This window comes from Neisseria macacae ATCC 33926 (assembly GCF_022749495.1).
Taxonomy (GTDB): domain Bacteria; phylum Pseudomonadota; class Gammaproteobacteria; order Burkholderiales; family Neisseriaceae; genus Neisseria; species Neisseria macacae.
Genome location: NZ_CP094241.1, coordinates 2,103,361 through 2,124,304, shown reverse-complemented (window position 1 = coordinate 2,124,304; position 20,944 = coordinate 2,103,361). Strand labels below are relative to the sequence as shown.

General features: G+C 53.7%; 24 protein-coding genes. 14 read left to right on the top strand and 10 right to left on the bottom strand.

Translation table 11 applies throughout. From position 1 onward, the window contains the following. Positions 1-6 precede the first annotated feature (6 nt). From bioA to MON40_RS10155, 14 genes are all read left to right on the top strand, one after another. The gene (bioA, locus tag MON40_RS10220; RefSeq protein WP_003776803.1) at positions 7-1,302 is read left to right on the top strand and encodes an adenosylmethionine--8-amino-7-oxononanoate transaminase; all 1,296 of its coding nucleotides are present in this window, start codon (positions 7-9) and stop codon (positions 1,300-1,302) included. Continuing rightward, complete coding sequence (gene bioD / locus MON40_RS10215; protein WP_003776805.1) at positions 1,299-1,967, top strand: dethiobiotin synthase; 669 nt, start codon at positions 1,299-1,301, stop codon at positions 1,965-1,967. Before bioA ends, bioD begins: the two co-directional genes overlap by 4 nt. A gap of 3 nt (positions 1,968-1,970) precedes the next feature. After that, on the top strand, positions 1,971-2,513 hold the full coding sequence (locus tag MON40_RS10210; protein WP_003776808.1) for a chorismate--pyruvate lyase family protein: 543 nt from the start codon (positions 1,971-1,973) through the stop codon (positions 2,511-2,513). Between the two features lie 211 nt (positions 2,514-2,724). After that, positions 2,725-3,588: a 4-hydroxybenzoate octaprenyltransferase gene (gene ubiA, locus MON40_RS10205; RefSeq protein ID WP_479724789.1), complete on the top strand. Its 864-nt coding sequence runs from the start codon at positions 2,725-2,727 to the stop codon at positions 3,586-3,588. A 281-nt stretch (positions 3,589-3,869) separates the two neighbouring features. Continuing rightward, positions 3,870-4,319, top strand: a complete 450-nt coding sequence (gene ptsN, locus MON40_RS10200; RefSeq protein WP_003743926.1) for a PTS IIA-like nitrogen regulatory protein PtsN — start codon at positions 3,870-3,872, stop codon at positions 4,317-4,319. A gap of 3 nt (positions 4,320-4,322) precedes the next feature. Next, positions 4,323-5,285, top strand: a complete 963-nt coding sequence (gene hprK, locus MON40_RS10195; protein WP_003756089.1) for an HPr(Ser) kinase/phosphatase — start codon at positions 4,323-4,325, stop codon at positions 5,283-5,285. After that, positions 5,266-6,120 carry an RNase adapter RapZ gene (gene rapZ / locus MON40_RS10190; protein WP_003756091.1) on the top strand — a complete coding sequence of 285 codons (855 nt, stop codon included), beginning with the start codon at positions 5,266-5,268 and terminating at the stop codon, positions 6,118-6,120. The genes hprK and rapZ overlap by 20 nt, the downstream gene beginning before the upstream one ends. A gap of 148 nt (positions 6,121-6,268) precedes the next feature. Further along, positions 6,269-6,499 carry a hypothetical protein gene (locus tag MON40_RS10185; protein ID WP_003776813.1) on the top strand — a complete coding sequence of 77 codons (231 nt, stop codon included), beginning with the start codon at positions 6,269-6,271 and terminating at the stop codon, positions 6,497-6,499. Positions 6,500-6,654: 155 nt separating this feature from the next. After that, the gene (gene ylqF / locus MON40_RS10180; RefSeq protein WP_003776819.1) at positions 6,655-7,596 is read left to right on the top strand and encodes a ribosome biogenesis GTPase YlqF; all 942 of its coding nucleotides are present in this window, start codon (positions 6,655-6,657) and stop codon (positions 7,594-7,596) included. A 174-nt stretch (positions 7,597-7,770) separates the two neighbouring features. After that, the gene (gene scpB / locus MON40_RS10175; RefSeq protein WP_003769031.1) at positions 7,771-8,373 is read left to right on the top strand and encodes an SMC-Scp complex subunit ScpB; all 603 of its coding nucleotides are present in this window, start codon (positions 7,771-7,773) and stop codon (positions 8,371-8,373) included. 203 nt (positions 8,374-8,576) lie between these two features. Continuing rightward, on the top strand, positions 8,577-10,238 hold the full coding sequence (gene recN, locus MON40_RS10170) for a DNA repair protein RecN (RefSeq protein WP_003776821.1): 1,662 nt from the start codon (positions 8,577-8,579) through the stop codon (positions 10,236-10,238). 150 nt (positions 10,239-10,388) lie between these two features. Continuing rightward, the gene (gshB, locus tag MON40_RS10165) at positions 10,389-11,345 is read left to right on the top strand and encodes a glutathione synthase (RefSeq protein ID WP_039862766.1); all 957 of its coding nucleotides are present in this window, start codon (positions 10,389-10,391) and stop codon (positions 11,343-11,345) included. 153 nt (positions 11,346-11,498) lie between these two features. Further along, entirely contained in the window at positions 11,499-11,891 is a 393-nt protein-coding gene (locus tag MON40_RS10160; protein ID WP_003756111.1) for a diacylglycerol kinase, read from the top strand. Positions 11,892-12,084: 193 nt separating this feature from the next. Then, complete coding sequence (locus MON40_RS10155) at positions 12,085-12,564, top strand: copper chaperone PCu(A)C (RefSeq protein ID WP_009311228.1); 480 nt, start codon at positions 12,085-12,087, stop codon at positions 12,562-12,564. Between the two features lie 201 nt (positions 12,565-12,765). Here the strand turns inward: MON40_RS10155 and MON40_RS10150 are convergent, their stop codons facing one another. The 10 genes from MON40_RS10150 to MON40_RS10105 all read right to left on the bottom strand — a co-directional run bounded on the left by MON40_RS10150 (position 12,766) and on the right by MON40_RS10105 (position 20,882). Then, positions 12,766-13,662, bottom strand: a complete 897-nt coding sequence (locus MON40_RS10150; protein WP_242925898.1) for an IS3 family transposase — start codon at positions 13,660-13,662, stop codon at positions 12,766-12,768. Further along, a complete protein-coding gene (locus MON40_RS10145) occupies positions 13,566-13,916 on the bottom strand; it encodes a helix-turn-helix domain-containing protein (protein ID WP_003756443.1) in 351 nt (116 codons plus the stop codon). The genes MON40_RS10150 and MON40_RS10145 overlap by 97 nt, the downstream gene beginning before the upstream one ends. Before the next feature lie 90 nt (positions 13,917-14,006). After that, the gene (gene xseA / locus MON40_RS10140) at positions 14,007-15,356 is read right to left on the bottom strand and encodes an exodeoxyribonuclease VII large subunit (RefSeq protein ID WP_003776832.1); all 1,350 of its coding nucleotides are present in this window, start codon (positions 15,354-15,356) and stop codon (positions 14,007-14,009) included. A gap of 126 nt (positions 15,357-15,482) precedes the next feature. After that, positions 15,483-16,487: an ADP-glyceromanno-heptose 6-epimerase gene (gene rfaD, locus MON40_RS10135; protein ID WP_003776834.1), complete on the bottom strand. Its 1,005-nt coding sequence runs from the start codon at positions 16,485-16,487 to the stop codon at positions 15,483-15,485. 89 nt (positions 16,488-16,576) lie between these two features. Beyond that, complete coding sequence (gene hldA / locus MON40_RS10130) at positions 16,577-17,539, bottom strand: ADP-heptose synthase (RefSeq protein ID WP_003776836.1); 963 nt, start codon at positions 17,537-17,539, stop codon at positions 16,577-16,579. Between the two features lie 54 nt (positions 17,540-17,593). Beyond that, positions 17,594-18,334: an orotidine-5'-phosphate decarboxylase gene (gene pyrF / locus MON40_RS10125; protein WP_039862842.1), complete on the bottom strand. Its 741-nt coding sequence runs from the start codon at positions 18,332-18,334 to the stop codon at positions 17,594-17,596. A gap of 348 nt (positions 18,335-18,682) precedes the next feature. Further along, positions 18,683-19,330 carry an adenylate kinase gene (gene adk / locus MON40_RS10120; protein WP_002232195.1) on the bottom strand — a complete coding sequence of 216 codons (648 nt, stop codon included), beginning with the start codon at positions 19,328-19,330 and terminating at the stop codon, positions 18,683-18,685. 82 nt (positions 19,331-19,412) lie between these two features. Then, positions 19,413-19,931: a hypothetical protein gene (locus MON40_RS10115; protein WP_003776841.1), complete on the bottom strand. Its 519-nt coding sequence runs from the start codon at positions 19,929-19,931 to the stop codon at positions 19,413-19,415. Between the two features lie 10 nt (positions 19,932-19,941). Continuing rightward, positions 19,942-20,703, bottom strand: coding sequence for a 3-deoxy-manno-octulosonate cytidylyltransferase (gene kdsB, locus MON40_RS10110; protein ID WP_003776843.1), 762 nt, complete (start codon positions 20,701-20,703; stop codon positions 19,942-19,944). After that, complete coding sequence (locus MON40_RS10105; RefSeq protein WP_002221286.1) at positions 20,700-20,882, bottom strand: Trm112 family protein; 183 nt, start codon at positions 20,880-20,882, stop codon at positions 20,700-20,702. The genes kdsB and MON40_RS10105 overlap by 4 nt, the downstream gene beginning before the upstream one ends. Between the last annotated feature and the right edge of the window lie 62 nt (positions 20,883-20,944).

Here is a 20,944-nt window from a genome sequence, read left to right as displayed (position 1 = left end):
GAAAATATGTTGCCCGAACACACTTCCTCCCTGCTCGATTTCGACCGCGCCCATCTGCTCCATCCCTATACGTCCATGACCGATCCGTTGCCTGTTTATCCGGTGCGCCGTGCGGAGGGCGTGCATATCGAATTGGCGGACGGTACGCGGCTGATTGACGGGATGTCGTCTTGGTGGTGTGCGATACACGGCTACAATCATCCTGTTTTGAATCAAGCGGTTGAGGCGCAGATTAAGCAAATGTCGCATGTGATGTTCGGCGGTTTGACGCATGGGCCGGCTGTGGAGCTGGGCAAGTTGTTGGTCGGGATTTTGCCGCAGGGGCTGGACCGTATTTTTTATGCGGATTCGGGTTCGGTTTCGGTAGAAGTTGCGTTGAAGATGGCGGTGCAATACCAGCAGGCGCGGGGTTTGACCGCGAAGCAGAATATTGCGACGGTGCGGCGCGGGTATCACGGCGATACTTGGAACGCGATGTCCGTCTGCGATCCGGAAACGGGGATGCACCATATTTTCGGCAGCGCTCTGCCGCAGCGTTATTTTGTCGATAATCCGAAAAGCCGTTTCGACGATGAATGGGACGGAACGGATTTGCAGCCTGTCCGCGCCTTGTTTGAAGCGCATCATGCGGATATCGCCGCCTTTATTTTGGAACCGGTCGTGCAGGGTGCGGGCGGCATGTATTTTTATCATCCGCAGTATCTTCGCGGTTTGCGCGATTTGTGCGACGAATTTGATATCGTGTTGATTTTTGACGAAATCGCCACCGGATTCGGGCGCACGGGCAAGATGTTTGCCTGCGAACACGCGGAGGTCGTGCCGGATATTATGTGTATCGGCAAGGGTTTGAGCGGCGGCTATATGACGCTGGCGGCGGCAATCACTTCGCAAAAAGTCACCGAAACGATTTCGCGCGGCGAAGCGGGCGTGTTTATGCACGGCCCGACATTTATGGCGAACCCGCTGGCGTGTGCCGTTGCCTGCGCTTCGGTCAAGCTGCTTTTGTCCCAAGATTGGCAGGCAAATATCCGCCGCATCGAAAGCATCTTAAAAGGTCGTCTGAAAACCGCATGGGACATCCGCGGCGTGAAAGACGTGCGCGTTTTGGGTGCCATCGGCGTGATCGAGCTGGAAAAAGGCGTGGATATGGCGCGTTTTCAAGCGGACTGCGTGGCGCAGGGCATTTGGGTGCGCCCATTCGGCAGGCTGGTGTACATCATGCCGCCTTACATCATTTCAGACGACCTCTTGACCGAACTTGCCGACAAAACCGTACAAATCTTGAAGGAACACAGCAAATGAAAGGCGTTTACTTCGTCAGCGGCATAGACACGGACATCGGCAAAACCGTCGCCACCGGCATGTTGGCAAAACAATTGTTGAAGCAGGGCAAAAGCGTGATCACGCAAAAGCCCGTGCAAACCGGTTGCCAAAACATCGCCGACGACATCGCCGTCCACCGCAAAATTATGGGCATACCCATGCAGGAAGCCGACAAACAGCGGCTGACCATGCCCGAAATCTTCAGCTATCCCGCCTCGCCCCACCTCGCCGCCCGTCTGGACGGCAGGGCTTTGGACTTGCACAAAATCCGCACCGCCACGCAGCAACTGGCGGCACAATACGAAATCGTATTGGTCGAAGGCGCGGGCGGATTGATGGTTCCGCTGACGGAAAACCTGTTAACCATTGATTATATTCAGCAACAGGCTTATCCCGTCATCCTCGTTACCAGCGGGCGGCTCGGCAGCATTAACCACACCCTGCTCAGCTTCGCCGCGCTCAAGCAATACGGCATCAGCCTGCACAGCCTGATTTTCAACCACATCCACGACAGCCGCGACGAACACATCGCCCAAGACAGCTCGGCGTATCTAAAGGGTCGTCTGAAAACAGATTTTCCCGATGCGGAGTGGATGGAGTTGGATAAGGTGGAGACGGACGAAAGGTCGTCTGAAAACGATTAAAACATGAAACACATCAATCTAAACCCCATGAATCCCCCTTTGAATTGGCAAGACAAACTTCCCGACGAACTGCCGCAGGGCTGGAACGAACGCGCCGCCGCTTTGTGCCAAGCGCAATCGCTGACCGCCGCCTTACGTGCCTTGGGCGGCAGTTTTGCGGTAAAAGTGCTGTATATGGGCGAACTGGACGGACAGGGCAATCCGTTTGGCGAAAACCATGCCGAAACCGCCGCCCCGCAATTTGTCCGCGATGTTTTGCTGCATCTGGACAGCGTGCCCGTCGTACAGGCGCGCAGCGCGTGCAGCCTGCAATCCCAAGCCTGGCGCGGCGTATTGGATTGCGGCACGCAGCCTTTGGGCGAGCGGCTGTTTGACGGTACGTTGCCGCTGAAGCGTTCGGCGTTCGAGTTTTGCCTGATGGAAAACGCAGGCGGACAGGATGATTTCAGACGACCTGTCGCCGCCCGCAGGTCTTATTTCGATTGGGATGGCGAGGTGTTGGAACTGACGGAATATTTTTTGGCGGGGTTGGCGCAGTTTGTGTAGGGCGCAGATATGCCGTTTTTGTATCTTTCTGTAAAAGTTGGGGATAAGGGTCTAAATAAAATAGTAAAATCTAAAAATTGATTTATAATGAACATAATACGCTAAGCAATAATTACAAATTGATTTATTATACCAATAACATATTTTTCACATTCGCATGAAGATAAAACGTGTTCTCCTACATTTTTTCCCGCGCTATGCCGTCGGACGGATGGTCATATACGGTAAATTGATGCGCATCGACAAGCCTATCGGCACGTTGCTGCTGCTTTGGCCGACCTATTGGGCGTTATGGGTCGCTTCGGAAGGCATTCCGGAAGCGGATATTTTTTGGGCGTTTACCGCCGGTACGTTCTTTATGCGCAGCGCAGGCTGCGTGATCAACGACTTTGCCGACCGCGATTTTGACGGTTCGGTCGAGCGCACGAAAAACCGCCCCTTTGCCCGCGGGTTGGTTTCCAAAACGGAAGCGATTCTGCTGACCGTCATCCTCTGCTTGCTTGCCGCCCTCTGCATGACGCCGCTGAACCTGTTGACTTGGGTGATGAGCGTTCCCGCGCTGTTTTTGGCGATGACTTACCCCTTTACCAAACGTTTTTTCCCGCTGCCGCAGTTTTATTTGGGGCTGGCGTTTTCTTTCGGGATTCCGATGGCGTTTGCTGCCGTCCGCAGCGGCGTGCCTTCTACGGCGTGGCTGATGTTTACCGCCAATGCTCTATGGACGCTTGCCTACGACACGATTTATGCGATGTCGGACAAGGAAGACGATTTGAAAATCGGGATTAAAACTTCGGCCATCACGTTCGGCGATCACGATATTTCCGCTTCCATGCTCTGTCATTTTTGGTTTACCGCGCTGATGGCGGTGTTGGGTGTGAAAATCGGCGCGACATGGCCGTATTGGATCATGCTGCCTGCGGTGGCGTGGCTGCAAATCGGTCAATACCATGCCATCAAAACCCGCGACCGCCAGACTTGTTTTAAAGTGTTTCTGGATAACAACTATATCGGTTTGCTGTGGTTTTTGGGTTTGGCGGGGCATTATTTGTGGGCTTTGGCTGCCACGCGGTTGTGAGGTAATAGGATGCTTAACACGTCGTCTGAAAAGGTTTTCAGACGACGTTTTGCTTTTGGGGCAGGGCGGGTTGACGATGGTGGCGGAGTTTTGTCTGGTAGCCAAACCTGCTGTAAAACACTTGCCGCCGTTTTCAGACGACCTTGTGTGTGAGTTAAGAAATATCAAAGAAGCAGCGTTTCTTGTTAGCAATCTGAGTGTAAATTGCGTGTTCAGGATTGAGGTTTGTACAGACAGTCGGTACAATTCCATTTCATTTTGCCACATCAAAAGAGATTTCTATGAGCCTTATCGGCGAAATTTTGCCTTTGTCCCATATCGTTTTAGACTTGGAAGTCGGCAGCAAAAAACGCTTGTTTGAAGAAGCTGGCCTGCTGCTTGAACATGAAGCAGAATTACCTCACGGCGATGTCTTCGACTGCCTGTTTGCCCGCGAAAAGCTGGGTTCGACCGGCCTGGGGCAGGGCGTCGCCATCCCGCACGGCCGTCATGCCTGCGTGAAAAAAGCCACCGGCGCGTTTATCCGCACGAAAGAGCCGGTCGCTTTCGATGCGCCCGACGGCAAACCCGTATCCCTGATTTTCACTTTGTTGGTGCCGGAAAATGCGACCGGCGAGCATTTGGAAGTCTTGTCCAAACTGGCGGGCAGGTTCTCGCAAAAAGCCGTCCGTGAAGCCTTGATGTCCGCAACCTCTGCCGAGGAGGTGCGCAAACTTCTGGCAGAAGAGTAAAGAATGCCCAGTATATCCGTCCGCCGCCTGTTTTCCGATAATCAGCACAAGCTCCAACTTGCTTGGGCGGCAGGTAATTCGGGTGCGGACAACCGCATCGGAGTAGAGGCCGACAAACCCGTTTTGGCGTTGGTCGGCCATTTGAATTTTATCCATCCCAATCAAATCCAAGTCGTCGGTGTTGCCGAAGCCGAATATCTCAAACGCCTCGAATCGGGCGAATTGAATTACGATTTCGGCGAACTCTTCGATATTCCCATGTCGCTGGTCATCGTTGCCAACGGTCTGGCGGTTTCGCCCAAATTGCGCGATTACTGCCATAAAAACGACATCCCGCTCTTGACTTCCAAGCTCGAAAGCCCGTATTTGATGGACGTGTTGCGGATTTACCTGCAACGCACGCTGGCAACTTCCATCGTCAAACACGGCGTATTCCTCGATGTATTTGAAGTCGGCGTGCTGATTACCGGTCATTCTGGCTTGGGTAAAAGCGAGTTGGCGTTGGAATTGATTTCGCGCGGACACAGCCTGATCGCCGATGATGCGGTCGAGCTTTTCCGTACCGGTCCCGAAACGCTCGAAGGCCGCTGCCCGCCGATGTTGCGTGATTTCCTTGAAGTGCGCGGATTGGGCATACTCAACATCCGCCACATTTTCGGCGAAACCTCCATCCGTCCGAAAAAAATCCTCCAGTTGATTATCAACCTGGTCGCTGCTGATGATGATTACATGAAGCAGCTCGACCGCTTGAGCATACGCACGGAAACCGAGTCCATCCTCAACGTCAACGTCCGTTCCGTCACCCTGCCTGTCGCCGTGGGCCGCAACCTTGCCGTATTGGTTGAAGCGGCGGTACGCAACTACATCCTCCAGTTGCGCGGCAAAGACAGTACCAAAGAATTCCTCGAACGCCATCAAACACAACTCAAAGAAAACGAACAAAACCATGAAAATCGTCCTGATTAGCGGATTGTCCGGCTCGGGCAAGTCCGTTGCCCTCAAACAGCTTGAAGACCTCGGCTATTTCTGTGTGGACAACCTGCCGCTGGAAATGCTGCCTTCTCTGGTTCTGCACCATATCGAGCGCGCCGATGAAACCAAACTCGGCGTGAGCGTCGATGTCCGTTCCGGCATCAACATTCAGGAAGCGCAGGAGCAAATCCAATACCTCCGCGATGAAGGCCATCAGGTCGAAGTATTGTTTGTGGAGGCAGAAGAAAGCGTGCTGGTGCGCCGTTTTTCCGAAACGCGGCGCGGCCATCCGCTGTCGGGACTGAACCTTACCCTGCTGGAAAGCCTGCAAAAAGAGCGCGAATGGCTGTTCCCGCTCAAAGACATCGCCTACTGCATCGACACATCCAAAATGAACGCGCAGCAACTGCGTTACGCCGTTCAACAATGGCTCAACATCGAGCGCAGGGGGCTTTTGGTTATCCTCGAGTCTTTCGGCTTCAAATACGGCGTGCCGAACAACGCCGATTTCATGTTCGATATGCGCAGCCTTCCCAATCCCTATTACGATCCCGAGCTGCGCCCCTATACCGGCATGGACGCCCCCATTCAAGCGTATCTTGACCAGCAGCCCCTGGCGCAGGAAATGGTGGACGATATCGACCACTTTATGAACCACTGGCTCCCGCGCCTGCAAAAAGAAAGCCGCAGCTACGTTACCATCGCCATCGGCTGTACCGGCGGGCAGCACCGTTCCGTCTATGTCGTCGAAAAACTCGCCCAACGCCTGCAAGGACATTACGAACTGCTGGTCCGCCACAGACAGGCGCAAAACCTGTCCGGACGCTGATTCCCCTTTTCAGACGACCTTTTCGATATTTAGTGGATTAAATTTAAATCAGGACAAGGCGACGAAGCCGCAGACAGTACAAATAGTACGGCAAGGCGAGGCAACGCCGTACTGGTTTAAATTTAATCCACTATAAAAGGAGAAACCCATGAAACACATCCTCACCCTCGCACTCGCCTGCACACTCGCCGCCTGCGCCGCCGAAGTCCCCGCCTACCGTTGGCACCGCACCGGCGCAAGCGAATCCGACGTTTCCCGCCAAATCAACGTTTGCAAATCACAAGCGCAACACGACGCCAAACACGGACGCGAATCCAAATCCCTTGAACAATGTATGGACGAAGCCGGCTACTACCGCTACGAACACGGCAACCTCTAAACCTTGAGCGCCCCAAACCAAAAGGTCGTCTGAAAAACCGCGAAGGCTTTCAGACGACCTTTGCACAGAAAACGGACAAACCTCAGATCGTCTGAAAACACCGCCGAACCACTTTTCAGACGACCCCACCGCAAATCAGACAGAAAGAACAAAACATGGCAATCCAATGGTTTCCCGGCCACATGAACAAAGCAAAAAAAGCCATCGCCGAGCGCGCCAAAAGCGTCGACATGGTGATTGAAATGCTGGACGCACGAATGCCCGCCTCCAGCGAAAACCCCCTGCTAGCCCAGCTTTCCAAAGGCAAGCCCAAACTCAAAATCCTCAATAAACAAGACCTTGCCGACCCCGAACGCACTAAAATCTGGCTCGAACACTACAACAGCCGCCCCGACACCCGCGCCATCGCCCTCGATTCCTCCGAAACCGGCGCACACGGCAAAATCACCCAAGCCTGCCGCGCCATGATTCCCCACCGCCAAGGCATAGAAAAACCCCTGCGCGTCCTCATCTGCGGCATCCCCAACGTCGGCAAATCCACCCTCATCAACGGCATGATAGGCAAAAAATCCGCCAAAACCGGCAACGAACCCGGCATCACCAAAGCCGAACAACGCCTCTTCCTCGCCGACGACTTCTGGCTCTACGACACCCCCGGAATGCTGTGGCCGAAAATCATCGTCGAAGAAAGCGGCTACAATCTCGCCGCCGGCGGCGCAGTCGGACGCAACGCGCTGGACGAAGAAGAAGTCGCCCTCGAACTCTTAGACTACCTCCGCCGCCACTACCTCCCCATGCTGCAAGAACGCTACCAAGCCGACAAAGATCCCAGCAGCCACTGGGACGACAACTCATGGCTCGAGTGGATAGCCAAAAAACGCGGCGCAGTCCTCAGCGGCGGACGGGTCAACTACCAAAAAGCCGCCGAAAACATCCTCACCGACTTCCGCGAAGGCAAAATCGGCAGAATCACCCTCGAAACGCCGAACCAATGGGAAACATGGCTCAAAAAAGCCCGCCAAAAAGAAGCCGAACTCAAAGCCATTCGCGAAGCCAGAAAGGCGGAACGCAAAGGGCAGAAGCCTGCGGACGAGTAGGGCGGTATAGTGAAATGCCAAAAGAGGTTTCACTGCCCTCAAAAAGGTCGTCTGAAACCTTAGAATAAAATTTTCAGACGGCCTGCTTGTAAAATTTAAAACCAACATATAAAACTGAAAAGAGTCCTTGTTTAAGGTCGTCTGAAAACATCAAAACAATTAAATTTTAACGTTATGACTGAAAAACTCCCTCCCGACGCGCTGATTGAAGCTGCGCTTTTGACCCAAACCGAACCCCTAAACGAAAAATCCATGCGCGAATTGTGTGTGCCGCCGCTGTCGCAGGACAAATTAATCGACGTGTTGGCGCAGTTGAAAACGCGTTGGCAGGGCAGGGCGTTGCAACTGGTGCATACGCACGAGGGCTGGCGGTTTCAGATTGCGCAGGCGGCATTCGAGCGGCTGGGCAGCCTTCAGGAGCAGCGTGCGCCGCGCTATTCCCGCGCTGTGATGGAAACGCTGGCGATTATCGCCTATCAGCAGCCGGTGACGCGCGGCGATATTGAGGGAATACGCGGCGTGGCGGTGTCGCAGAACGTGATGCAGACCTTGCAGGACAGGGGTTGGATTGAAGTAATCGGGCATCGTGATTCCGTCGGTCGGCCTGCATTGTGGGCGACGACGCCGACGTTTTTGAGTGATTTGCGCTTGGACAGTTTGGAAGATTTGCCGCCGCTGACAGAATTAGGCGAATTGGTTTTGCCTGATTTGATCGAAACGCCGCCGACAGGCGAAGAGGAGGAGCAGGAAGAAACGCCGGAGCGGCTGATTAATTAAATCAGGCAGGATTGGCAAAGGTGTCGTCTGAAAACTGGAAATAGGTTTTCAGATGACCTTTTTTTAAAAAATAATATCATTGTATTCAGTTTGTTAGATATAAAATAAGGAAAACCTTATTCAAACTATAAAAAATCTTAGTTATAATCAGCATATCTAAAGTTAGCCGCCGATGTGCGGTCGATTTACTAAGGAATACTACCATGCTGTTGGCACTTTCCCTGCGCGATTTTGTCATTGTTGAAAACCTCAATCTGGATTTCCAAAGCGGTTTTACCGTCTTGACCGGCGAAACAGGCGCGGGCAAATCGATTACGTTGGATGCAATCGGGCTTTTGTTGGGCGACAAAGCCGATTACAGCCAAGTCCGCAGCGGTGCGAAGGAAGCGCAGTTGTCGGCATTGTTCGACATCAGCCTTTTGCCCGAACTTAAAGCCCAATTGCAGGAGCAGGGTTTTTTGGACGAAGACGCGGAAGAACTCAGCATCCGCCGCATCATCGACGCCAAAGGAAAAAGCCGCAGCTTTATCAATAATCAGGCAGCTACGTTGGCGCAGCTTAAAGCCGTCGGCGGGCAGCTTATCGACATCCACGGGCAAAACGCCCACCATTCCCTCAATCAAGAATCCGCCCAGCGCGAATTGTTGGACGCATTTGCAGGCAGTAAGGCGCAGGCGGAAACCGTCAGACAGCTTTATCAAAACTGGGTTAACGCTAAAAAAGCCCTCCAAGAAGCGCAGGAACACGCCGAGACCATCATTATCGAGCGTGAGCGTTTGGAATGGCAGTTCAACGAATTGAACCAGTTGGACGTCAAACAAGGCGAATGGGAAGCCCTCAGCCAAAGCCACGACAGCCTTGCCCATTCTGCCGAGCTGTTGCAGGCTGCCGAAGAAGTCGGCGACTACATCGATGGCGACAACGGCATCCAACGTCAAATTTATCAATGCCAAAAATTATTGACCAATCTGCAAAACATCGAGCCGCGCTTTGCCGAAAGCCTGAATATGCTGGCGAGCATTGAAGCCGAATTGGGCGAAATCAGCGCCAATATGCGCGACGTCGCAGGCCGCAGCGACATCGATCCTAACGAGTTGGCAGCGCAGGAACAGCGCATGGGTGAACTGATGGGGATGGCGCGGAAATACCGCATCGAGCCTGAAGCCTTGCCGCAAAAGCTGGCTGAAATTGACGAGCGCCTGCAAAGCCTGCAAGCCGCTGCCGATTTGGAAGCGTTGACGCAAACCGTTGCCCGCAACCTTGCCGAATATCAGGAGGCCGCTCATGTTCTTTCCGCCATGCGCCATCAGGCGGCGGGCAGGTTGGGCGAGGAAACGACCGGACATATGCAGCATCTCGCCATGAAAGGCGCGCGTTTCGACATCGTCCTGCTGCCGTCTTCGCCCACAGCGCACGGTTTGGAGCAGGTACAGTTCCAAGTTGCCGCCAACAAAGGCAATCCGTCCCGTCCGCTGAACAAAGTCGCCTCCGGCGGCGAACTTGCCCGTATCAGCCTTGCCTTGCAGGTGGTCACCAGTCAATACACGCAAGTCCCCACGCTGATTTTTGACGAAGTCGATACCGGTATCGGCGGCGGCGTGGCAGAAATGGTCGGCAAAGCCCTGCGCGCTTTGGGTAAAAAACATCAGGTGCTCGCCGTGACCCACCTTCCGCAAGTCGCTTCCTGCGGTGAAAACCATTGGCAGGTGCGCAAACACAGCGAAGGCGAACAAACCGTCAGCGAAATCAGCGTGTTGGACCATCAGCAGCGTATCGAAGAAATCGCCCGTATGCTTGGCGGCGAAATCATTACCGACACGACCCGCAGCCACGCGGCAGAGTTAATCAGCCTTGCCGCCGCTTAAACGTAGAATCGAAGAGGTCGTCTGAAAAGGAAGTTTGTGTAACCATTTACAAACTGCTTTTCAGACGACCTCTTTGCCAAACCGCCCGCGCCCTTTCAGACGACCTCAATACAAGGTATGATTACGTCGTTTGTTTATAAGGAAGTTCCTATGAAAGTCCTGTTTATTGCCGATCCGATGGCAAGTTTCAAAACCTACAAAGACACCACCTATGCCATGATGCGCGAGATGGCAAAACGCGGCTGGCAGCTTTTCCATACCTTGAGCGGCGAATTGTCCGTACAGCAAGGATTGGTGACGGCTCAGGCTGCGCCGTTTGAGTTTCTCGGTGCAAAAAGTGACGATGACCATGAATGGTTTAAAGCGGCAGATAAAGTTCAGACGACCTTGAAAGACTTTGATGCCGTCATTATGCGCACCGACCCGCCGTTCGATATGCAATACCTCTACGCCACCCAATTCCTGACGCTGGCGGAACAGCAGGGCGCGAAGGTCTTTAACAGCGGTCAGGCGATGCGCGACTTCAATGAAAAGCTGGCGATTTTGAATTTCAGCCAGTTCACCGCGCCTACGCTGGTTACGACCCGTTCCGCCGACGTCCGCGCATTTTTGAAAGAACACGGCGACATCATCATCAAACCGCTGGACGGCATGGGCGGCATGGGCATTTTCCGCCTGACCGAAAAAGACCCCAATATCGGCAGCATCCTAGAAACCCTGATGCAGCTTGATTCCCGCACCATCATGGCGCAACGCTACATCCCCGAAATCATCCACGGCGATAAACGCATCCTGATTATCGGCGGCGAAGTCGTCCCCTATGCTTTGGCGCGTATTCCGCAAAACGGCGAAACACGCGGCAATCTTGCGGCAGGCGGACGCGGCGTGGCGCAGGAATTGAGCGAACGCGACCGAGAAATCGCCGAAACCCTCGCCCCCGAACTCAAACGCCGCGGCATCTTGCTGGCAGGTTTGGACGTTATCGGCAGCAACCTGACCGAAGTCAACGTTACCAGCCCGACCGGTTTCCAAGAAATCATGAAACAAAAAAACTTCGACGTCGCCGCGATGTTTGCCGACGCTGTCGAAGCTTGGTCCAAACAATAATCCCGAAAGGTCGTCTGAAACCCGAATCCGTTTTAGTAAAACCCGCTTTGCTCGTTTTAGCGAAACTCGCTTCACTCGTTTTGGCGAAACTCGCTTCGCTCGTTTTCAGACGACCCTTTTTTACAAATATAAATATTGATACAAACATTACTTATGAAACCATCTTCTTACGCTGCCGATAAAAAAGGTAAAAGCGGCATCAAACGCATCATCAACGCATTCGGCTATTCCAAAGACGGGCTTGCCGCCGCCTACCGCTATGAAAGCGCGTTCCGCCAAGTATTGTGGCTGAACCTGATTTTGATTGTCTTGACCTTCATCCTCAATTTCGACTCCGCGACCAAAATGCTGCTGATTATTGCGTCGTTTGTTTCGCTGATTACCGAATTGTTCAACACCGCCGTCGAAGCCGCCGTCGATCACACTTCCACCGAAAAACACGAGTTGGCAAAACGCGCAAAAGATGCCGGCTCCGCCGCGCAATTGCTCGCTTTGACGATGCTGGGTATCGTGTGGGCGATCGCATTGTGGCGCGGGTATGTTTAAATTTACTTTGAGATGATTTATACTTACTAAGTATTAATTCTCATGAATTAATTTGAATCATTTTGTTTAATCTGAGTCAAAGCATTCAGACGACCATTGCATGTAGGATGAGAACAGTATTACCGACATGCAATGTCGCGCGGAAAGCTTTTGCCGCAACAAAACCACCCATTTCATCATAAAGGAGCAATACATGAAAAAATTATTGGCAACCCTGATCGCAGCAGGTTTGGTATCCACCGCTTCCGCAGCCGGTGTTCACGTTGAAGACGGTTGGGCGCGTGCCACCGTCGAAGGTATGAAAATGGGCGGCGCGTTCATGAAGATCCACAACGATGAAGCCAAACAAGACTTCTTGGTCGGCGGCAGCAGCCCGGTAGCCGACCGCGTTGAAGTGCATACCCATGTCAACGACAACGGCGTGATGCGCATGCGCGAAGTCAAAGGTGGTGTTCCTCTGGCGGCAAAAGGCGTAACCGAGCTGAAACCGGGCAGCTACCACGTTATGTTCATGGGTCTGAAAAAACCGCTGAAAGAAGGCGAAAAAGTACCGGTTACCCTGAAATTCAAAAATGCCAAACCTCAAACCGTACAACTGGAAGTGAAAACCGCGCCGCAATCCGGCATGGATCACGGCCATGGTCATGACCACGGTGGCGCGCATCAACACTAATCGTTCATTGTTTGAACTCAAAAGGTCGTCTGAACATTTTCAGACGACCTTTTTGTTTGGGGTCAGTTTCGAGTTAATCCACTATATCTGAGTTTACGATAGTCCTGTTTCTTGCCTTCCATCAAAGTCAAAAGGTCGTCTGAAAACTTGCCACGCTCGTTTGAACTGGCCCCCAAATCTTGGACACTCATAAAAGCCTATTCAGGCGCTCTGTGCAAGCTGGGTTCTGTATGCGACAGGACTCAGCTTTTTCAATTTCAGACTGCAACGCTCCCGGTTGTAGTAATCCATATAGTCATCTATCTGCTTCATCAATTCATCTACCGTCAATTCACCTGCGTTATAGAAACACTCCGTCTTTAACACCGCAAAGAAGCTTTCCATCGGCGCATTGTCCCAACAGTTCGCCTTTCGCGACATGCTTTGAACCATGGAATACTCCGCAAGCAATTCCCTATATCCCGACGTACGGTACAGCACGCCTTGGTCCGAATGCAGCATCGTTCCTTTAGCAGTCAGACGGGGGGCGGCTTTTTCGAGCATTTCCTTCACCATTTCGCTGTCGGCTCTGCGGCTCATGGCGTAGGCGACGATCTCGCGGTTGAACAAGTCCAAGATTGGCGAGAGGTACAGTTTGCCGTCCTTTCCTTTGAGTTCGGTAACGTCGGTCAGCCATTTTTCGTTGGGCTTTTCAGCTTTGAATAGGCGTTTGAGGAGGTGCTCCGATATCTCGCCCATGGCGGGATGGCGGTAGGCTTTTTTCGCCCGTATGAGGGCTTTCAGTTCCAACTGCTTCATCAACCGCGCCACTTTTTTGCGGTTCCAATCTAATGCGGCGGCAATGCGCCTTTGTCCGTAGCGTCCTTTATGCCGCCGGTAGGTTTCGACAAGGAGGGCTTTGTCGGCTGCGTCGGGATCGGGTCGGTCTTGGTGATGGTAGTAAAAGCTGCTTTTGGGCAGGTTTGCGATGTGCAGCAGGTATTTGAGCGGGTGTTGCGCCCTCAGTGTTTGGACGGTTTGGCTTTGTCCTTTTCGGTCTGTTTTTGGCTGAGGGCTTTTAACTCCTTTAGGTAGGCGACCTCTGCGCGCATATAGCACAACTCTTCGATAAGCTCTGCCTGCGTTTTTTCTTGGTCGGGTTTGTCGGCGATGAAGGGGTTTTTGCGGTGTTGGGGCATGGTTTTGGATTGGGGATGTTCGAGTGCGCCGATACCGCCTTCTTGATAGGCGCGTATCCATCGTCTCAGGTGGGTTCGGGAAATGCCGTAGTGGTCTGCGGTACGTTGTTGGCTGCGTATATGCAGGTAGTGGAGTACGGCTTGGTATTTGAAGTGTAATGTATATTTGCTCATAAAAAAACTGCACCTTGTGAGTTGGAGGGGATGTCCAACTTTTGGGGTGCAGTTCAGTTTTCAGACGACCTTCTTCATTCAAGCCGGCGATTAATCAAACAATTCCCGCTGCGCCTGCTCTTTGGTCACGCGCACGTCGGTTTCGCCGTCGGCAAAAGTGATGTGCAGTTTCTGCCCTTGCTTCAAAACATCGGCGTTGCGGATGACTTGTCCGCGTGTGTTTTTGACGACGGAGAAGCCGCGCTCCAAAATCTGCTGCGGCGAGACGGCTTCGAGCAGGGCGGTTTGGGCGGTCAGGCTTTGGCGGCGGTGGGCGAGCAGTTGGCGGAAGGCGTGCGACAAGGTCGTCTGAAAGCGGTCGATGTCTTGCCGGTAAACGGAAATATCAGGGCGGCAATGTTTCAGGGCTTGGGTTTGGCGTTCGAAACGGGCGGTGTGGGTGCGGACGTTTTGCGTCATCGAGTAGGACAGGGTTTGCGCCAGTTTGTGGATGTAGGTGCGCTGTTCGTCGAGTTTTTGGCGCGGGTGGCGGATTTGCCGCGCGAGCCAGTCGAGCTTTTGGCTGGCATCGAAATAGCGTTGTTCCAAAACGGTTTTCAGACGACCTTGGGCTTGGGCGAGGCGGTGCAGCGATTCTTGGCGGTTGGGGCTGACCAGTTCCGCCGCGCCGGTCGGCGTGGGCGCGCGTACGTCGGCGACAAAATCGGCGAGCGTGAAATCGGTTTCGTGTCCTACGCCGCTGACGACAGGAATTGCGCAGGCTTCGATGGCGCGCACAACAGGCTCTTCATTAAACGCCCACAAGTCTTCAATGCTGCCACCGCCGCGACAGACAATCAACACATCGCATTCGGCGCGTTGCGATGCGGTTTTAATCGCTTGGGCAATCTGAAACTCGCTGCCCGAGCCTTGAACGGCGGTCGGATAAACGATGACGGGAATTTCGGGCGCGCGGCGTTTCAAGGTGGTAACGACATCGCGCAAAGCCGCCGCCGCCAGACTGGTTACGATGCCGATACATTGCGGTCGGGCAGGCAAAGGTTTTTTGCGTTCCGCCGCAAACGCGCCTTCCGCCTGCAACTGCGCCTTCAGCCGCTCGTAGGCTTCGTAAAGCTGCCCCAAGCCTTTGAGCCGCACCTCGTTCACAGTAATCTGAAATTCGCCCCGCGCCTCGTAAATACTGATTTTGCCCGCCACTTCGATATGGTCGCCTTCTTTCAAAGGTTTCGCCAAACGCGCCGCCGCACCTTTAAACATCGCGCAACGTACCTGCGCGCGGCTGTCTTTGAGCGAGAAATAATAATGCCCGCTGGCGGCACGGGTCAGATTGGACACTTCGCCCGCAATCCACAAACCGGCAAGATGGTCTTCCAGCAAGGCTTTGGCGAGGGCGTTGAGTTCGGATACGGAAATGGAGGGGGGTGCGAAGAGTTCGGACATCGGGAGGGCAGGAAGAAAGGGGAAAGGTTGGATTATAAGGGGTTTCAGACGAGGTTTGTATGGGAAAGGTCGTCTGAAAACCTCAAATCCGAGTTTTCAGACGACCTCTTTTATACGCATTTCAAATTAAGCCAAATTTTCCAGCATCCATTTGACGTAGCGCTCGACGCCTGCTTTGACATCCAAAAATTCTTCCTTGTATCCGGCTTCGCGCAGTTTGGCAATGTCGGCTTGGGTGAAGCTTTGGTATTTGCCTTTGAGCGCGTCGGGGAAGGGGATATAGCGGATAAGTTCTTCTTCTATCAGCTCTTTTAAGCTCAATTCAGGTTTGCCTTCGGCGGTTCGGCAGGCGTTGACGGTGGCGGCGGCGAGTTCGTTGAACTGTTGGCTACGGCCGGTGCCGAGGTTGTAGATGCCGGAGAGATTGGGGTGGTCGAAGAAGTAGAGGTTGACTTTGGCGACGTCTTCGACGCTGACGAAGTCGCGGGTTTGTTCGCCGTTGCCGTAGCCGTCGTTGGCACCGAACAGGTTGACGTAGCCGTGTTCGCGGTATTGGTTGAAATGGTGGAAGGCGACGGATGCCATGCGGCCTTTGTGTTGTTCGTGTTGTCCGTAAACGTTGAAGTAGCGGAAACCGACGACTTGGGCGGTCAGGCCTTCTTTCATGCGGCGGCGCAATACTTGGTCGAACAGGAATTTGGAGTAGCCGTACACATTGAGCGGTTTTTCAAGTTCGCGCTCTTCGCGAAAGATTTCGCCTTTGCCGTAGACGGCGGCGCTGGAGGCGTAGAGGAAGGGGATGCGTTCGTCCTGACACCAGTCCAAGAGGTCGAGCGTGTACTGGTAGTTGTTGTCCATCATGTAGAGGCCGTCATGGTTCATGGTGTCGGAACACGCGCCTTGGTGGAAGACGGCTTCGATGTTTTCGTAAGGCAGAAGATGGCCGCGCACTTGGCGGATGAATTCGTGTTTGTCGAGGTAGTGGGCGATTTCGCACTCGGCAAGGTTTTTGAATTTTTCGCCACGGGTCAGGTTGTCGACGGCGACGATGTCGGTAATACCGCGTTGGTTGAGGGCTTTGACGATGTTGCTGCCGATAAAGCCGGCCGCGCCTGTTACGATGATGGTCATATTGGGTTTCCTTTGATTTTTGGTTTTGGCGAAACTCGTTGCACTCGTTTCAGACGACCTTGGAAAGATGGAGTCGTCTGAAAAAGAAATTACTGCTCTTCCAATGCTTTGTTCAACTCTGCAAACGAGCAAACCGCCGTGCCGAGTTTGGCGACGACGACGCCGGCGGCGGTATTGGCGAAGTGCATGGCTTCGGGCATGGTGTAGCCTGCTGCCAGCCCCAAACCCACTCCGGCAATGACGGTGTCGCCTGCGCCGGACACGTCGTAAACTTCTTGGGCGCGGGTGGGCTGGTAAATGGGTTCGCCTTCGCTGAACAGGGTCATGCCCTCTTCGCTTCGGGTCAATAAAACGGCAGTCAGGTCGAGGTGGCGGCGCAGGTTTTGCGCTTTTTCGGTCAGCTCGCTTTCGTTTTTCCAACTGCCGACCACTTCTTTCAATTCAGCGCGGTTAGGCGTAATCAGCGTGGCGCCGGCGTATTTTTCGTAATCGTCGCCTTTGGGGTCGATTAATACGGTTTTACCTGCGTGTTTTGCCCAATCTATCATATCGGAGATATGCGACAGGCCGCCTTTGCCGTAGTCTGAAAAAATGATTGCGTCGTATTCGGGCAATACTTCGCGGTATTTCTGCTTGATTTGTTCCAACACTTCGCGGTTGGGATGCTCTTCAAAATCAAGGCGGATAAGCTGCTGGTTGCGGGCGACGACGCGCAGTTTGACGGTGGTGGTGATTTGTTTGTCGCGCATCAGATAGGAGGCAACGCCGTCTTGCGCCATCAGCGCGTCGAGCGCATTGGCGGCTTCGTCGTCGCCGGTTACTGACAACAGCCCTGCTTTGCCGCCCAACGAAGCGATGTTGCGCGCAACATTCGCCGCACCGCCCGCGCGTTGGTCGATTCGTCCGATTTTCGCCACCGGCACGGGCGCTTCGGGCGAAATACGGGACACATCGCCAAACCAATAGCGGTCGAGCATCACGTCGCCGACAACAAGGACTTTGGCTTGTGCGAAACGGGATTTGAGGGTTTCTTGTTGGAACTTGGTGGGCATATTGCCTCCGTTGTGTTTTTTCAGACGGCCTCAACCTGTAAGGTCGTCTGAAAATCAGTTTGCTTCAAGGTTCGCCACGCGGTTCACTTCGCGCAATACGGCTACCGGATCGGCGGCTTGGGTAACGGGGCGGCCCATCACCAGATAAGTCGAACCTGCCGCCAATGCTTCGGCAGGCGTCATGATGCGGCGTTGGTCGTCGTTGTTGCCGGCAATGTCCAAACGGATGCCGGGCGTTACCAAGACAAAATCTTGCCCCAATTCGCGGCGCAGCGGCGCGGCTTCTTGGGCAGAGCAGACCACGCCGTCCAAGCCCGAACTTTGCGCCAGTTTCGCCAAGCGGATGACTTGTTCTTCAGGGGCGATGTTCAAACCGATTTCCGCCAAATCGCTTTGTTCCATACTGGTCAACACGGTTACGCCGATTAAGAGCGGCTTCGTGCCGTATCCGGCAACGGCTTCGGCGGCGGCTTCCATCATGCGGCGGCCGCCCGATGCGTGCATATCGACCATCCACACGCCCATGTCGGCGGCGACTTTGCAGGCTTGCGCGACGGTGTGGGGAATGTCGTGGTACTTCAAATCGAGAAAGAGTTTGAAACCCTGATGAATCAGGCTTTCCGCCAAACTGCGCCCCGTAGCGGTAAACAGCTCTTTGCCGATTTTGATTTGGCACAAGGTCGGATCAAGGTTGCGGACGAATCCGAGCGTGTCTTTTTCGTTGGCAAAATCAAGGGCAACGATGACGGGGGTGCGTTGTTGCGGAGTTTGGAAGTCGGTGATTAAAGGATTCATGGTGTTTTCGTTTCGGGTTTTCAGACGACCTTTATCGTCTTTTTCGCAGTACAACGTAAATTCAAACCGTAGGTCGGGCATTGATGTCCGACCTACGCGGACTCAAGCCCCCGACAAACTGTTTCGGATAAATTTGAACCGGTACATCAGCCGTCATTCCCGCGCAGGCGGGAATCCATTGATAAAACTCAGTTCATTAGATTTAAACAGCGATTGCCCAAATTCAGAAATGGATTCCCGCCTGCGCGGGAATGACGCCGAATGATTATTTTTCGGTTGCAACACGCTGTTTATCAAAAACAGGTCGTCTGAAAACCTGATTTCCTGTTTTCAGACGACCTTTTCGATTTATTTGCCCAATGCGCCCAATACTTCGGCTTTTACGGCTTCTACCGGCTGAGTGCCGTCAACCTTGATGTATTTCGGCGCGTGTTCGCCTTCCAGTTTGCTGTAAAAATCAACCAACACTTCGGTTTGCTCGTGGTACACGGCAAGGCGTTTTTTGACGGTTTCTTCTTTGTCGTCGTCGCGCTGAATCAAATCTTCGCCGGTTACGTCGTCTTTGCCTTCGACTTTGGGCGGATTGTAGGTAACGTGGTAGGTGCGGCCGGAAGCCAAGTGAACGCGGCGGCCGCTCATACGGTCGACAATTACGCTGTCGGGTACGTCGATTTCAACGACCGCGTCCAAATCCACGCCCGCTTCAACCATTGCTTCGGCTTGTGCCAGCGTGCGCGGGAAGCCGTCAAACAGGAAACCGTTTTTGCAGTCGTCTTGCGCGATGCGTTCTTTCACCATACCGATGATGATGTCGTCGCGCACCAAACCGCCTTCGTCAATGATTTTTTTCGCTTCCAAACCCAGCGGCGTGCCTGCTTTAATCGCAGCGCGGAGCATATCGCCGGTAGAAATTTGCGGAATGCCGAACGCAGCGGTGATGAATTGTGCCTGAGTGCCTTTACCCGCGCCCGGCGCGCCTAACAATAATACTTTCATGGGTGTTCCTTCTTGTTAAGTAGTACGGATTTGAAACGTTATTCAAATGATTTTACACGGCTTGCGTTTATCGTTCAAAACTTCAGACGGCCTGTTCCGCGCCGAAATGTTTCCATGCGTCATCGCGCATTTCGGCAAACCATGTGTCTTCGGGGAAACGCTCCAATGCGTCTTTCAAAGTGGAAAGCAGGTTTTGCGATAAAGTCTTCGCTAAATACTCTTCCTCGTTGGCTTCCGCCGCCTTGTCCGCCTGCTGCGCCAAACCGAGCGCGCGGGTCTGATGCCCGTGTGCCAGATAGTTGAGTGCAATCACCTTTTGCGCCCAAAGCTGCGGAATCTCAGGGCTGTCTTGCAGCAATACCGACAAAATCGACACGGCAACCGTCAGCCTGCCGCCGTTCAAGCGCAAATCCAGCGAACGGTTGGGCGGCAGCGTACTGAGCGTTTCCGCCATACGGAACCAAAACTCGCCGCTGGCTTCATCCGGCGCGGCAGCTTTCAACATTTCATAGTTAAACTCTTGGTCGTCGTTTTGAACCAGCAGGGCAACATCGGCAAGCAGTTTTTGCTCTTCGCGGCTCAAATGGCGTAAATCGGTCATGTTTTTCCTTTCAGACGGCCTCAAAGACGGCTCGGACCCTGTCCAAATCTTCCTGCGTATCCACACCGGCGGCAGGGGCTTCTTTGGCAGTTTCGACGGCAATCGGATAGCCGTGCCACAGGACGCGCAGTTGCTCCAACGATTCGATGGTTTCCAGCGGCGAGACGCTCATTTCGGCGTAGCGTTGCAGGAAACCGGCGCGGTAGGCGTAGATGCCGATATGGCGCAGGACGGCGGTTTCGGCGGGCAATTCGCGTTTTTCGGCGCGCATGGCATCGCGCGGATAGGGAATCGGGGCGCGGCTGAAGTAGATGGCGTTGCGGTTTTTGTCGAGGACGACTTTGACGACGTTGGGATTCATAAATTCGTCGAAATCGTGCAATTCGTGCGCCGCGGTCGCCATCTGTACGTTGTTTTCCACTAAAACTTCGGCGGTGCGGTCGATGAGTTCGGGGGCAATCAGCGGCTCGTCGCCCTGTACGTTGACGACCACCAGATGTTGCGGCAGTTTAAGCGTGGCGGCGGCCTCGGCAAGGCGGGTCGTGCCGCTTTCGTGCCGGTTTGAAGTCATGACGACTTCGACGCCGTGCGCCTGACAGGCCGTCTGAATATCGGGATGATCGGTGGCAACGACGACGCGCGCCGCCTTGCTTTTTGCCGCCTGTTCGGCAACGCGCACGACCATCGGTTTGCCGTGGATGTCCGCTAAGGCTTTTCCGGGCAGGCGCGATGAATCCAGCCGTGCCGGAATCAATACGACGAATTCGGTCATGCTTTGAGTTCCTCTTCGCTCAACGCTCGTGCTTCGTTTTCCAGCATATAGGGAATGCCGTCTTTAATCGGATAAGCCAGCTTTGCCTGACGGCTCCACAATTCCTGTTTGTCCTGATGATATTCCAGCCTGCCTTTGGTAACAGGGCAGACGAGGATGTCTAAGAATTTTTTTTCCATGGGGTTTCTTTCGGGTTTGATGGTTTGAGCGAAACTCGCTTCGCTTGTTTTGGCGAAACTTG

Bases quoted from the DNA above. Each gene is read 5' to 3' on its own strand.
- bioA (WP_003776803.1), top strand. From the start codon at position 7: ATGTTGCCCGAACACACTTCCTCCCTGCTCGATTTCGACCGCGCCCAT.
- bioD (WP_003776805.1), top strand. From the start codon at position 1,299: ATGAAAGGCGTTTACTTCGTCAGCGGCATAGACACGGACATCGGCAAA.
- MON40_RS10210 (WP_003776808.1), top strand. From the start codon at position 1,971: ATGAAACACATCAATCTAAACCCCATGAATCCCCCTTTGAATTGGCAA.
- ubiA (WP_479724789.1), top strand. From the start codon at position 2,725: ATGGTCATATACGGTAAATTGATGCGCATCGACAAGCCTATCGGCACG.
- ptsN (WP_003743926.1), top strand. From the start codon at position 3,870: ATGAGCCTTATCGGCGAAATTTTGCCTTTGTCCCATATCGTTTTAGAC.
- hprK (WP_003756089.1), top strand. From the start codon at position 4,323: ATGCCCAGTATATCCGTCCGCCGCCTGTTTTCCGATAATCAGCACAAG.
- rapZ (WP_003756091.1), top strand. From the start codon at position 5,266: ATGAAAATCGTCCTGATTAGCGGATTGTCCGGCTCGGGCAAGTCCGTT.
- MON40_RS10185 (WP_003776813.1), top strand. From the start codon at position 6,269: ATGAAACACATCCTCACCCTCGCACTCGCCTGCACACTCGCCGCCTGC.
- ylqF (WP_003776819.1), top strand. From the start codon at position 6,655: ATGGCAATCCAATGGTTTCCCGGCCACATGAACAAAGCAAAAAAAGCC.
- scpB (WP_003769031.1), top strand. From the start codon at position 7,771: ATGACTGAAAAACTCCCTCCCGACGCGCTGATTGAAGCTGCGCTTTTG.
- recN (WP_003776821.1), top strand. From the start codon at position 8,577: ATGCTGTTGGCACTTTCCCTGCGCGATTTTGTCATTGTTGAAAACCTC.
- gshB (WP_039862766.1), top strand. From the start codon at position 10,389: ATGAAAGTCCTGTTTATTGCCGATCCGATGGCAAGTTTCAAAACCTAC.
- MON40_RS10160 (WP_003756111.1), top strand. From the start codon at position 11,499: ATGAAACCATCTTCTTACGCTGCCGATAAAAAAGGTAAAAGCGGCATC.
- MON40_RS10155 (WP_009311228.1), top strand. From the start codon at position 12,085: ATGAAAAAATTATTGGCAACCCTGATCGCAGCAGGTTTGGTATCCACC.
- MON40_RS10145 (WP_003756443.1), bottom strand. From the start codon at position 13,916: ATGAGCAAATATACATTACACTTCAAATACCAAGCCGTACTCCACTAC.
- xseA (WP_003776832.1), bottom strand. From the start codon at position 15,356: ATGTCCGAACTCTTCGCACCCCCCTCCATTTCCGTATCCGAACTCAAC.
- rfaD (WP_003776834.1), bottom strand. From the start codon at position 16,487: ATGACCATCATCGTAACAGGCGCGGCCGGCTTTATCGGCAGCAACATC.
- hldA (WP_003776836.1), bottom strand. From the start codon at position 17,539: ATGCCCACCAAGTTCCAACAAGAAACCCTCAAATCCCGTTTCGCACAA.
- pyrF (WP_039862842.1), bottom strand. From the start codon at position 18,334: ATGAATCCTTTAATCACCGACTTCCAAACTCCGCAACAACGCACCCCC.
- adk (WP_002232195.1), bottom strand. From the start codon at position 19,330: ATGAAAGTATTATTGTTAGGCGCGCCGGGCGCGGGTAAAGGCACTCAG.
- MON40_RS10115 (WP_003776841.1), bottom strand. From the start codon at position 19,931: ATGACCGATTTACGCCATTTGAGCCGCGAAGAGCAAAAACTGCTTGCC.
- kdsB (WP_003776843.1), bottom strand. From the start codon at position 20,703: ATGACCGAATTCGTCGTATTGATTCCGGCACGGCTGGATTCATCGCGC.
- MON40_RS10105 (WP_002221286.1), bottom strand. From the start codon at position 20,882: ATGGAAAAAAAATTCTTAGACATCCTCGTCTGCCCTGTTACCAAAGGC.